We start from the raw sequence: 12,114 nt of genomic DNA on the forward strand, positions 1-12,114 counted from the left end.
GCGGAAGAAAACGAGCTCTGGCATGACGTGTCCGATCATTTCTTACGCGAGCTATTGGTGACAAAGACGATCGAGACGCCGGTCAATGTCATCGTGCACACGCTCCAGGATGTGAACGACCAGCTGGCCCGCGGACGGCCGTTCTTCATCGACATCATCCGCGACGGCATCATGCTGTATGAGAAGGACGGCCATCCGTTTGTGGCGCCGAAGCCGCTCAGTGTGGAAGCGGAACACGAAGAAGCACGCCTTTACTTCAAAAAGTGGAGCAAAGATGTTGCTGCACTAATGGACCTAGCCGGAAACGCTTTTGGAAAGCGATACCTCAACCAAGCAGTCTTCCTATTCCATCAGGCCACAGAGGGCATGTACCATTGTTTACTTCTCGTTTTGACCCTCTACAGCCCGAAATCGCATCGACTGAAATCACTGCGCTCATCCGCGGAACGGATAGAACCACGGCTGATCGAGGCATGGCCGCGGGATACCAAGTTCGCCCGCCGTTGTTTTGAACGGCTCGATCGGGCTTATGTCGATGCCCGCTACTCGCCGCATTACGAAATCACCGAGGAAGAGCTGCGCTGGCTGATCGAACGGATCCAGGTGCTGCAAAACCTTGTCGAGCAGATCTGCAGGGAAAAGCTGGAGGGATAAGCATCAAAGCCACTCGACATATTGACCCGGTTTTGGAAGCCTCGTGACCGGCGGCAAACATCACGAGTTTGAATCGGTTGCGATCCACCGATTCAGAATTGTCGTTGGACGTTCTCTTTCCGTTCGACGATCTTCTCCCCATGCTCACTCAGCCCTATCAGCTCTACGTCGAACAAACCGATCCCGCGAAAAACATGGCGCGGTTTTATACCGTCGCAATCTCCGAGACGCTGTTTGGAGAACCCTGCCTGATCAGGCGATGGGGTCGAATAGGCGCTTCTGGCCAGTCCATGGTTCATGCGTTTGCTAAAGAAGAGGATGCCGTCAGGCTGTTTCTCGAGGTCATCAAAACAAAGCGGGCGCGCGGCTATCGACCAAAGCCTGAAGCCACACGCGTCAGCTGCTGACTTCAAGGTTAAGCCATTGCACGGTTTGGGCTCGGACAAACGGATAGACCAGCCCTGCCCGCGTTCAACGTTCAAACCGCTCCAGCATCCTCTTGAGCTGTGCGTTCTGCTGCTGAAGCTTGTTCGCCAACTGCTGTCGAAGCACCCTGATTTCTTCATCGAGGCTTATCGTGTCGTCAGAAACGGTGGGAACGTCCGCCGAGCTCTGCGGAACGACTTCAAGCACGTCAATCTTCTTGCTGCGTCTGCGACGACCTGGCTCTGCGCCTTGGCGAAGCTGCACGGCTTTTGGAGCCTCGCGGTCGGCGGTATCGGCGCTATCAGACCGGACCGGATCCGCAGCTTCGACGACGTCGATGCTTTTGACATCTCGCGTGCCCGGAGCGCTGATCACTCCTGCGGAATGCTGGGCAGCCGTTGACGCCGCAATCGGCTCGCTGTGCGGTGTCAGCTCCTCCCCTGCCGGCTGATCGGTGGAGGCCAAAGTTTCGTCGGCGGAAATTTCAGACGGCGTGACGATAGCCAACAGTTCCGGCGTCACCTTATCGGCGACATCGTGCTCTTGTCCCTGCTGCCGTCGCGGCGACACCAGCCGAGCCAGGAACTTCCAGGGAGACGCCATGTTGTCGACCTCTTATTCCACCCTGCATGCAGGCTGCGCGTTCAATCCTTGGCGGCGGAAAAAACCGCCGCCAACACCTTCATCTCGATAAGCATGAGAATGCGGCCAGCGCTTGGCTGTTCTGCCAATCAACTAAGATTGAGCCGCTTCCGCAGATCGGCATTTTCGGCACGAAGTTTCTCAGCCAGCAGCTTGCGAAGTCGCCGGTTTTCTTCCTCCAGCTGCAGTAGATCGGCCATCTCATCAATTGCCGCCGGCGAAGGAGCAGTCGCTGATTGCACAGCCTTCTGACCACGTTTGACAGGCACACGTCTGGCTTTCATCGCACCGCCCTCAGACTTGGCCTTGCGTCCCCTCCTCTGCTTTCCCGCCGATGCATTTGAACCAGCAGCCGGTTCCGTTGCAGCCTCGACGGTTCCCATTTCAGCGGCCGCCTTTTTGGCGCGCGGTTTGCGCTGTTTCTTCGCTACATCGGGCGCTGCTGCGACTGGCGCGTCAGCATCAGTGATCGTATTTTCGTCGGCCATGTCTCTCTCCTGTAAACCCGATGCAGTTGTCTGCTGGCCGGTCGACACTGTCAATAATGGTCCGGCCGGTTCTTCTGGAGGTAAAAATCCGTCACCGCCGGTTTTGCTATCCGGTGAGCCGACCGGCAGAATTGGCATTGCCTCCTTCAGCACATCTTGCGCAACGGACTTGAGATCGATGTTTCCCCAGATCGAGTTTGCCTTTGCATCGGGTCTTCGCCGGCCGGATTTGTACTCGACGGCAAAATTGCGTTGTACTTTTTTCAATTGTGAAGCCTGAGTGTCTGCGGTGGTGGTTCAGCGACGTCTTCGGCATCGCGACAAGCTTTGCAAATAGCGGCTCCCGTGCTGGCGGTCTACACCATCGCAATTGTGTCAACCCGAGCAGATACAAGCATACAACGTCGCTTTGAATCGAGGTTCGTTTAGGACGTTGTTTTTAAGCTGCTTCGAAAATGGTCCTATAGTCGGAAACTATGCGCGGAATGACCGTGCGCCAAACGACCTTGAGCGTCCCTGCGAAATTCCTTCGGGATGCCGCTATTCGAATATTGACTGCTGCCAGACGTCCCCATGCCCATAGTTGAATCGGCAAGGTGAATCACTCAGCAATGGGCTGTGCCTTTCGGTGTAAAGCGGGGGCTTTTCATGAAATTTCTTTCTCGGATTCCTTGGACCCGTTTCCTGAGCACGCTGCTCATCTGGAGCATGGTGTCGGTATCGCTCGGATCGACCGCCAACGCGCGGTTCATCTCGCCCGATCCTATGGAGCCGACGTTGCCGGGCGATGGCACCAATCGGTATGCTTATGCCGAGAACGATCCGATCAATAAAAGTGACCCTAACGGCCACTCTTGGGCAAGTGTTGGTAAAGCAGTTGGGGAGGCGTTTGAGGCTATTGGAAAGGCCTTATTTGGCGGAGCCGAAAAAGGGTTGGCAAAGGAATCCAATGACGCTGCAAAGGATGTCGCGGAAAAAGTTGCCCCTACAACAACATCAAAAGATGCAGTATCGACGGCCGACCCCAAAAAAGGGTCATTTAAAGATCCAGGAAATCTTGTAGATAGTATGTTAATGGATGAAGCCAAGAAAAACCCCGAAAGCGGGAGGGCTTTAATTTCGATGCCGACAGATCGACTGACTGATTACTTTTCCCAGATTGGGAAACGCCGGACGCAGGTGTCTGAGTTGTAACTAGAGCATTTCCTCTCTTGTTTGAATCTGTAGGGATTCCGACGCGATCGGTTTTGTGATTCAAGATGCTGGCTGGGTGGAGGCCAGCATCGGATGGTACGACCTCTTTCTGATGATCTGCGGGAGCGCGCTGTTGCGGCGGTTGTTGCAGGCGAGAGCTGCCGATCGGTGGCAGCCCGGTTCGGCGTTGCGGTTTCTTCCGTGGTGAAGTGGTCTCAGCGCTATCGCGCAACGGGCTCCGTGACGCCGCGTAAGATGGGCGGCTATCGCAAGCGCGTCCTGGAGCCGCACCGTGCCTTCATCGTCGAGCGGCTTCACCAGACGCCGCATCTCAGCCTGCATGGCTTGAAGGATGAACTGGCGGCGCGCGGGGTCGCGGTCTCCCACAACACCGTGTGGCAGTTCCTCAGGCGTGAAGGACTGCGCTTCAAAAAAAACACTGCTGGCTCTTGAACAGGCGCGTGCCGATATCGCCCGCAAGCGTCACCGCTGGAAAGGGTGGCAGGCTCGCCTCGATCCGGCCCGACTGGTCTTTATTGACGAAACCTGGATCAAGACGAACATGGCCCCGCTCTATGGCTGGGGGCCGAAAGGCAAGCGCCTACGTGGCTTTGCTCCGCATGGGCATTGGCGCACTCTAACATTTCTGGGGGCGTTGCGCTGCGATCGGCTCACCGCTCCTTGCGTCTTCGACGGCCCGATAAACGGCCAATGCTTCAGCGCCTATGTCGAGCAGCAGCTCGTGCCAGTGCTCAGGCCCGGCGACATCGTCGTCATGGACAATCTCGGCAGTCACAAATCGGCGCTCGTGCGCCAGCTCATCCGGGCGGCCGGTGCCAGGCTCTGGTTCCTGCCGCCCTATTCCCCCGATCTCAATCCGATCGAGCAGGCCTTTGCCAAGATCAAACACCGGATGCGCCACGCCCAGAAACGCAGCACCGAGGACACCTGGCGCTTCATCGGCTCGCTCGTCGAAACAATCCAGCCCCAGGAGTGCCGAAACTACTTCGAAAACGCCGGTTATGCTTCCAACAAAACGTGAAACGCTCTAGCATGTCAATGTCCCCGCTTTTTTACATTTTACGGTTCAAACCTGTTGCGAAGCTTTGCAACCTGTCCGTCTTTGTCCGTATCGGGCAGGTAGGACATCTGCCTTCCGCTGATCGTTCCCCGCTTACGCAGGCGCAATGAGCACTGGATAAAAATGACGCAGGAGCTAGTGGCAGCCATGGGCGCTCGCACGCCTGGGACGACCACAACGAGACCGCCATCGAATTTGGCTGAGGAATCGCAGTTCGGTTCTTGACTAAGCCCTATTCGCCGCCGCGGTTCTTCAGAGCCGCGCCGAGAATATCGCCAAGCGAAGCGCCGCTATCGGACGAACCGAACTGAGCGACGGCTTCCTTCTCTTCTGCGATCTCGAGAGCCTTGATCGACAGCATGACCTTGCGGTCCTTCTTGGACCAGTTGACGACGCGGGCGTCGAAAACCTGGCCGACCGAGAAACGCTCCGGACGCTGATCGTCGCGATCGCGTGCCAAGTCGTTGCGGCGGATGAAGGAGGTGATGTCTTCGTGGTTGACGAGCTTCACTTCGACGCCACCGTCGTTGACGGCGATGACTTCGCACGAAACGACAGCGTTCTTGCGTAGTTCGCCGGAAGCTGCAGCTTCGCCGACCGCATCACGGCCGAGCTGCTTGATGCCGAGCGAGATGCGTTCCTTGTCGACGTCCACATCAAGAACGACAGCCTTGACGACGTCGCCCTTGTTGTACTCTTCGATAACCTGCTCGCCCGGACGGTTCCAGTCGAGGTCGGAGAGGTGAACCATGCCGTCGACATCGCCTTCGAGGCCGATGAACAGGCCGAATTCGGTCTTGTTCTTGACTTCGCCTTCAACTTCAGTGCCGGCCGGATGGCTGTAGGCGAATGCCTGCCACGGGTTTTCCAGCGTCTGCTTGAGGCCGAGCGAGATACGGCGCTTGGACGGATCGACTTCGAGAACGACAACGTCAACTTCCTGGCTCGTGGACAGGATCTTGCCGGGATGTACGTTCTTCTTGGTCCAAGACATTTCGGAAATGTGGATCAGGCCTTCGATGCCCGGCTCCAGCTCGACGAATGCGCCGTAGTCGGTGATGTTCGTGACGGTGCCGGAAATCTTCTTGCCGACCGGGTACTTGGCCGAGATGCCATCCCACGGATCCGACTCGAGCTGCTTCATGCCGAGCGAGATACGGTGGGTTTCCTGGTTGATGCGGATGATCTGAACCTTGACCTGCTGGCCGATGTTCAGGATTTCCGACGGATGGTTGACGCGGCGCCATGCCATGTCGGTGACGTGCAGCAGGCCGTCGATGCCGCCGAGGTCAACGAACGCACCGTAATCGGTGATGTTCTTGACGACGCCGTCAACAACCTGGCCTTCCTGAAGCGTTCCTGGCGCAAACGTGTTTGGGGTTGCAACCGGACCCGCATCTTCTTGATGATCGGACACCTCTTCCTGTCCATCCAAATCGGCGAAGGTGATCGACACGCGCACACCAAGCGCAGCCGCAACATCCACGAGCCGCGATAGCCGTGCGCCCATGTAGTTGCTTGCCTCATAGCGTTGAATCTGCTGAGGTTTAAGCTCCAATTTTGCCGCGAGCTGGGTTTGAGATAAACCTTTCGCTATGCGCGCCCGAATAAGCATTCGCGGCAACTCCTCAAGCGAAATCGCTTCATTAAGTGCGAAATCGCCCGACTTCAGCGACGCATATTCGTCCAGTTCCTGCTCAATGTCCCCGATCTGGCTCTCGAGGGCACTCCTTTCCAGTTCACGGAGCCAGCTAGGCTTTTCCGGATCGGCGCGCACAAGGTCGACAGCTGACCTTAGAAGGTTCAGTTGTTCTTGAGAGACCGAGTATTGTCGTTCGCTGAAAATCATCAGCCTAACCTCCGAAGCACTAAAGCATCCGCTGCAATCGAGATCGAAAGGATGCCTTTCTTCTTTCCGGAATGTTTTTCCACTTGGAAGAACTCGACAAAAGGTGCCGCACCGGAGCGCATGCTGGATGGAAAGAACTCGCCAACAAAGCGTTGCTTTTGTGAAGATCTCCCATTTGAGAAATCCAAGAACACCGGATCGAGCAGGTCGCCGCTAACCCCTGCAGGATCCCAACATGCATCATAGTCGCAAGGCCTCGGCTTGCCTGTTACAAAACTGCCGTCAAGGTAGACCGTCTTGCATCCGGCCTTCGCGAGCGCCGCGGACCCCTCTAGGAGCCCTTGAAACAGCGCTTTTCGGTGGTGATTGTAGCCGAATGATTGCTCGACCTCCGTCATCGTTGCCGGATAGATTCCAGCCGGAAGGACATCCCAAGGCGACTCCGCGATGATGGTCAGAGGTGGAATCATGCTTACAACATAACTGTTGTAATACGAAAATGCAAGGAACTCGTTAATTGGAATCCACCCAAACCATGCGAGGTGCTCCAAGCGCTGTTGATCGCCATAAGGTTGTGATGTAGCGTGATAGTCTACTGCGTGGAGGGGCGCATGGCGGATGTCGATGATACGGATGATGGGCTTGCAGGCCCGGACGATGGAATAGGACTCTGCTTGTCTGGGGGCGGCTATCGAGCCATGCTCTTTCACCTCGGCGCCATTATCAGGCTGAACGAGATTGGGCTGTTGCCAAGGCTTTCGCGCGTTTCCAGCGTGTCGGGAGGCTCGATTACCGCGGCATATCTTGGAATGCGGTGGGCGGAGCTCGAGTTTGACGCCGAGGGCCGAGCGTCGAACCTTTCGATTGTCATCGATAAAATCAGAGAGATGGGTCGGACAAGCATCGATGCCGGAGCGATTATTGGAGGCCTTCTGTTGCCCGGTACAATTAGTCAACGTGTTGCAGCCGCCTACGACAGGGTCTTGTTCGACGGTAGTACGACCGATGTCTTTCCGGCTGACGGCGCCGGCCCGCGGTTCGTGATCAATGCCACCAATGTGCAATCGGCCGCACTATGGCGCTTCACCAAGCAGTATATGGGAGATTATCGCGTCGGGCTTGTTAAGGCTCCGGGCGTGCGACTTTCCTTGGCGACCACAGCTTCGTCCGCGTTCCCGCCCGTTCTTTCACCGCTGGTTTTGCCAATTTCCGCGGATGCCCTGTGGATGAAAGGCGAGGATCTTGCCACACCTGAGTTCCGGGAAAAGGCTGTCCTGAGCGATGGTGGGGTCTATGATAACCTTGGTTTAGAAACCGTGTTCAAGAGGTACCGGACGGTTCTTGTCAGCGACGCCGGTCAAAAGAGCAGCCCGGAGGTTGCGCCTGCTCACGATTGGGCAAGACATTCGCTGAGGATACTCGATGTGGTCGATAATCAGGTGAGAAGTCTGCGCAAGCGGGGCCTAATCGACGCTTACCTCAGCGGCCAACGGACCGGCTGCTACTGGAGTATCCGCTCTCGTTTCCATGACTATCAGCCAGTGTCCGACCCGCTCGGTGTAGGCGGTTGGGATACAGCCCCGCTTGCGGCCGTTCCAACCCGTCTCGAGGCTGTTCGCGACGATCTCCAGGAGGGACTTATAAACTGGGGGTACGCGATCTCGGACACCGCGCTTCGTCGACACTACATGAACGATCTTAAAGACACGCTGGGTCTTGAAATCAAAGACCCCGTGCAGTTTCCATATCCCCACGGTTTTTAGGAGACCAAACCGTGAACCGCGAGATCCCATATTCGAAACCGATTTCCCGCCGTTTGCGGATATTCTCTTTCGACCCTGCTCTGGCAGCAAAATACGAGCTCGCTGGCTTGAGCACCGTCACCATCGAAATTCCGTGGGACGACACGCTTCGGCCAGGTCCTATCGACGAATATCTCGAAATCATCGATGTCGACCCTGCCAGCGACGCGGCCTACGCGCCGGTGGACCTCAACGCACCGGAACTGCTAGCTACCGATGGCCTTGCGCCTTCGGAGTCGGATCCTCGCTTCCATCAGCAAATGGTTTATGCGGTTGCGAGAAAGACGATTGATCATTTCGAGCGCGCACTGGGACGCAAAACACTTTGGGCCGCTCATCGTCACGCTGATCACAAAGGCGAAAACTATGTTCCACGATTGAGGATCTATCCTCACGCACTTCGCGAACAAAACGCCTATTACAGCCCACAAAAAAAGGCACTTCTTTTTGGCTATTTTCCGGATTTGATGGGTCGGAGCAACAGCGCGCCCGGTACGTTTGTATTCACGTGCCTCTCGCACGACATCATCGCCCATGAGACGACGCATGCCCTGCTCGACGCCGTGCACCCGCGCTTCAACGAACCGGTCAACCCTGATGTGCTCGCGTTCCATGAAGCATTTGCGGACATAGTTGCTCTCTTCCAGCATTTTTCTTACCCGGGGGTCTTAAGAGACCAAATCGCGCGTACACGCGGCGATTTTGCCGTTCGCGATAGCTTGCTGGGACAGTTGGCGCAGCAATTTGCGCAAGCTTCCGGCCGCGGCAAAGCGCTGCGAATTTACCTCGGAAAAGACGCCGAGGCGCCGAACCCGACCCTTCTCAGCTCACAGGCCAAGCCACACGCTCGTGGGGCTATTCTCGTTGCAGCAGTGTTTGGGGCGTTTCACAAAGTCTACGATGCCCGGACCAGGGACCTCTTCCGAATCGCGTCCGACGGAACTGGCGTGCTTCCGGACGGGGACCTCCATCCCGACTTGGTCAACAGATTAGCAGAGGAGGCGGAGCGTTGCGCTGAGCGCGTGCTGCAGATGTGCATCAGGGCAATCGACTTTTGTCCGCCAGTTGGCATCACATTTGGAGCTTACCTCCGAGCCATTGTGACCGCCGACCGGGACATCAATCCAGGTGACAGGCAAAGCTGGCGATTGGCGTTCATCGAAAGCTTTCGAGAGTGGGGGATATCGCCCCCTGGCGTTCGGTCAATGGCTGAAGACAGTCTCCTCTGGCCAACAGACGAAGAGGTTATTCGCGAGACTGTCAGCATCAGCAATCAGATCAAGAGCCGCAAACTGCAAACTGGCGAGACGCATATCGATCCAGAACGGCTTTCAAAAATCGGAACATCGGCCCTTCGTGAGATTATGTCGGACCCTAAGCGGTTCGTGAGCCGAATGTCGCTTCCCTCATTTGCTCAGATCCAAAATATGAATTTGGACGACGCCAAGCAGGCGAGCAAAATCGCCCTGGAGAGCCTCTTGAGCCAGACCTATGAGAGTGTCGAATATGCGCAGTCGCGACATGCGCAGAACGCGAATCCCCTCCAGCCGATCAGTCTTGCATTGTCGCGTTACACCATTTGGGAGAACGCAGAACAGCAAGCCATCCAGTTCCATGGCTGGTTAATGGACGAAAAGACGTCCTATTTGGCCAATGCGCTCGGGCTGATCGTCGATCTCGATGGCCTTCCAAAAACGATCTCTGCACAGGATACCAATCCGCTCCGATCGCGCATTGAAATACATTCCATCAGGACGGTCTTGCGGCGCGGGCCGCTCGGTTGGCCAGAAAAGCATATGGTCGTCGTCGTCACCCAACGAAGGGCCGGTTTTTTCGATCCGAAGAAGCAATTGATAATGGATCAGACAGACGACGCTCATTCAAGTACCGAACGAGACTTTGTTTATCGGGCCGGGTGCACATTGGTGATCGATCCCGAACAAACCCAAATTCTACGGATCATTCGCACACCAGGCACCATTGCCGACGACGATGAGCTCGACAGGATGCGCTCCTATCTGCTCCACGGCATAACGCCGTCGAATGCCTTCTTTGGGATTGATCGTGGTTTCGGAGATAGCGCTGAACCTTTCGCTCTCCTCCACCGCCATGCGGAGAGCGATCATGGCTAAAAAGCCGAAGCCAAAAAACGAACCGGTCATTGTTCCTCTTATTCCACCCGCCGGCGGGGCCGTCATCCGCATGTACCGGATCGGGCATGGCGACTGCTTCCTTATCGCCTTTGAGGGTGTGGATCCTGCCAAGCCCTGCTTTGTTTTGATAGATTGCGGCTATAAACCAGGCTCTCCCAAGCTGATGGAGCCTCCTACCAATGTCCGGGACATCGCGGCTGATATCGCCGGCGTCACCGGGGGATTTATCGACATTCTTGTGATCACCCATGAGCACCAAGATCACATTATCGGCTTCACGGCGACAAATTTTCCGGATTTGAAAGTCGGAAAGGTTTGGTTTAGCTGGACAGAGAATCCCGAAGATGAGCTCGCAAATCGCCTGCGAAGGAAGCACAATGACACACTCGCTTGGCTGATCGACGCCAGCCGAAATCTTCGCTCGCTTGGAGCCGTGGAATCAGCCGATGCCGTGAGCACTTTCCTTGAATTCGAACTTGGCGAGCCTCCGGAAGAATTCCAGGGTAAAGTCACAAATGCAGCGGCAGGCGGAGGGAAGGATCCAGCAGCCTCCGTCAACAAGCAGGCGATGAAATTCGTTGTCGACCGATCCAGCGACAAACAGCCGGCTTTTCTGTATCCGCACGAGGTTGTTCGACCGCTGCCCGCCGCCAAAACTGCTCGGGCGTTTGTGCTGGGGCCACCATGTGACGAGGAGAAGCTGGACGACCTCAACCCAATTGGATCTGAGATTTTCGGTGACAAACACGTCGATGCGGCGATAGCGCCACGCCCGGAGCTTGTCGCCAAAACCGGTAAGTCGCCGTTTTGGAATGGTTTCGTCATCCCATTGGAGGAAGCCCGGGGGTTGAATTTCGAGAGTTCGTTCTTTCGCGACAATTACGGTGACGAGAACGCCGGCAAGACGGAGCAGGCAGACGGTGAGCCGATCTTGGCAAACACGGCCTGGCGACGCATCGATTCAGATTGGGCAAACCCCTCGATTCAGATGGCATTGGCGATGAACAACGACACCAATAATGCCAGCCTCGTGCTTGCATTTGAGCTATCGAAGGGAGGAAAGGTCCTCCTTTTCGCTGCTGACGCGCAAGCTGGCAATTGGCGATCTTGGGCCGAAGCGACGATCCAAGACGGCTCGGAATCAGTTTCGGTGCAAGATCTTCTCGGACGCGCCGTTGTCTATAAGACCGGGCATCATGGCAGCCATAACGCCACACTCAATGGCCCGGCTAATTCAAGCTATCCAAGTCTCGGATGGATGGGGAAAGGAAAATACCAGAGCGAGTTCACGGCGATGATCACAGCGGTCCGGAAATGGGCTGAGACGCAAAAAGGGTGGGACCATCCACAACCGGCGATAAAAAGCGCGCTTCTCGAAAAAGCCGACGGCCGTGTCCTTCAAACGGACACGCCGCTTGAAACGATGGTCGCCGGCTCCAACAATGCGCAATGGGAAGCGTTCATGGGACGCGTTAAGCAAACCAGCTTGTACTTTGATCTGAAAATCGACCCGTGACTTGGGTGGACCGGCTAGATCGATATAATGGTCGGTTCGCTCCCGACGACATAGTCGACCAGGTAATTAAAGAGGCCGCTATTAGGTGGGTACCCTGACCGCCATCCGTTCAGGCCCCATCCTTTTATAACGGTTTCGGCCCGACCTATTCAAGATTGTCAGAGTTCGCCATTGCTCGACAAAGCGGCGGTCGAGGCCCAGCTTTCCCAACTAGCGCCTTGAGATCCCATCAGGGGTGAGTAGCGGCCTACACCGTGGCAGAGTGAGGTCGCTAGAAAACTCTCTGGAGGCCAACCATGCCGATGACAG

10 protein-coding genes and 2 pseudogenes are annotated in these 12,114 nt (G+C 56.2%); 7 read left to right on the plus strand and 5 right to left on the minus strand.

The genetic code is table 11. The features are described from left to right. Together EDE09_RS27680 and EDE09_RS27685 are read left to right on the plus strand one after the other, a co-directional pair. The coding region (locus tag EDE09_RS27680; RefSeq protein WP_132413570.1) for a HEPN domain-containing protein at nucleotides 1-654 on the plus strand (654 nt) is incomplete at its 5' end. A 140-nt stretch (nucleotides 655-794) separates the two neighbouring features. Further along, nucleotides 795-1,061 carry a WGR domain-containing protein gene (locus EDE09_RS27685; RefSeq protein WP_132413584.1) on the plus strand — a complete coding sequence of 89 codons (267 nt, stop codon included), beginning with the start codon at nucleotides 795-797 and terminating at the stop codon, nucleotides 1,059-1,061. A gap of 64 nt (nucleotides 1,062-1,125) precedes the next feature. Here the strand turns inward: EDE09_RS27685 and EDE09_RS27690 are convergent, their stop codons facing one another. After that, nucleotides 1,126-1,683, minus strand: coding sequence for a hypothetical protein (locus EDE09_RS27690; RefSeq protein WP_132413572.1), 558 nt, complete (start codon nucleotides 1,681-1,683; stop codon nucleotides 1,126-1,128). 128 nt (nucleotides 1,684-1,811) lie between these two features. Beyond that, nucleotides 1,812-2,477, minus strand: coding sequence for a transcriptional regulator (locus EDE09_RS27695; RefSeq protein WP_132413574.1), 666 nt, complete (start codon nucleotides 2,475-2,477; stop codon nucleotides 1,812-1,814). A gap of 381 nt (nucleotides 2,478-2,858) precedes the next feature. On the opposite strand from EDE09_RS27695, the gene EDE09_RS28400 reads away from it, so the two are divergent. Together EDE09_RS28400 and EDE09_RS27705 are read left to right on the plus strand one after the other, a co-directional pair. Continuing rightward, nucleotides 2,859-3,404, plus strand: a complete 546-nt coding sequence (locus tag EDE09_RS28400) for an RHS repeat-associated core domain-containing protein (protein ID WP_165924283.1) — start codon at nucleotides 2,859-2,861, stop codon at nucleotides 3,402-3,404. 93 nt (nucleotides 3,405-3,497) lie between these two features. Next, nucleotides 3,498-4,446, plus strand: a protein-coding gene (locus EDE09_RS27705; protein WP_132413576.1) for an IS630 family transposase whose coding sequence is annotated in 2 segments (ribosomal slippage) — nucleotides 3,498-3,833 and nucleotides 3,835-4,446 — 948 coding nt in all. Because the reading frame shifts where the segments join, the coding sequence is not laid out codon by codon here. 271 nt (nucleotides 4,447-4,717) lie between these two features. Here EDE09_RS27705 and EDE09_RS27710 read toward each other — a convergent pair. From EDE09_RS27710 to EDE09_RS27720, 3 genes and pseudogenes are all read right to left on the minus strand, one after another. Continuing rightward, a pseudogene (locus EDE09_RS27710) lies at nucleotides 4,718-5,922 on the minus strand (30S ribosomal protein S1); the annotation flags it as partial. A gap of 28 nt (nucleotides 5,923-5,950) precedes the next feature. Beyond that, a pseudogene (locus EDE09_RS28990) lies at nucleotides 5,951-6,334 on the minus strand (helix-turn-helix transcriptional regulator); the annotation flags it as partial. Next, complete coding sequence (locus EDE09_RS27720; RefSeq protein WP_245505259.1) at nucleotides 6,334-6,885, minus strand: hypothetical protein; 552 nt, start codon at nucleotides 6,883-6,885, stop codon at nucleotides 6,334-6,336. The gene EDE09_RS27720 and the pseudogene EDE09_RS28990, both read right to left, overlap by 1 nt. Nucleotides 6,886-6,945: 60 nt before the next feature. Here EDE09_RS27720 and EDE09_RS27725 point away from each other — a divergent pair, with 60 nt between their 5' ends. From EDE09_RS27725 to EDE09_RS27735, 3 genes are read left to right on the plus strand one after another with little or no spacing between them, the layout of a single operon-like run. Then, on the plus strand, nucleotides 6,946-8,097 hold the full coding sequence (locus tag EDE09_RS27725) for a patatin-like phospholipase family protein (RefSeq protein ID WP_132413578.1): 1,152 nt from the start codon (nucleotides 6,946-6,948) through the stop codon (nucleotides 8,095-8,097). 11 nt (nucleotides 8,098-8,108) lie between these two features. Next, the gene (locus tag EDE09_RS27730; RefSeq protein ID WP_132413580.1) at nucleotides 8,109-10,268 is read left to right on the plus strand and encodes a hypothetical protein; all 2,160 of its coding nucleotides are present in this window, start codon (nucleotides 8,109-8,111) and stop codon (nucleotides 10,266-10,268) included. Next, nucleotides 10,261-11,805, plus strand: coding sequence for an MBL fold metallo-hydrolase (locus EDE09_RS27735; protein WP_132413582.1), 1,545 nt, complete (start codon nucleotides 10,261-10,263; stop codon nucleotides 11,803-11,805). Before EDE09_RS27730 ends, EDE09_RS27735 begins: the two co-directional genes overlap by 8 nt. The last annotated feature ends 309 nt before the right edge of the window (nucleotides 11,806-12,114 follow it).

Source organism: Neorhizobium sp. S3-V5DH (assembly GCF_004343065.1).
Taxonomy (GTDB): Bacteria; Pseudomonadota; Alphaproteobacteria; order Rhizobiales; family Rhizobiaceae; genus Neorhizobium; species Neorhizobium huautlense.

Bases quoted from the DNA above. Each gene is read 5' to 3' on its own strand.
- EDE09_RS27690 (WP_132413572.1), bottom strand. From the start codon at position 1,683: ATGGCGTCTCCCTGGAAGTTCCTGGCTCGGCTGGTGTCGCCGCGACGG.
- EDE09_RS28400 (WP_165924283.1), top strand. From the start codon at position 2,859: ATGAAATTTCTTTCTCGGATTCCTTGGACCCGTTTCCTGAGCACGCTG.
- EDE09_RS27735 (WP_132413582.1), top strand. From the start codon at position 10,261: ATGGCTAAAAAGCCGAAGCCAAAAAACGAACCGGTCATTGTTCCTCTT.
- EDE09_RS27725 (WP_132413578.1), top strand. From the start codon at position 6,946: ATGGCGGATGTCGATGATACGGATGATGGGCTTGCAGGCCCGGACGAT.
- EDE09_RS27685 (WP_132413584.1), top strand. From the start codon at position 795: ATGCTCACTCAGCCCTATCAGCTCTACGTCGAACAAACCGATCCCGCG.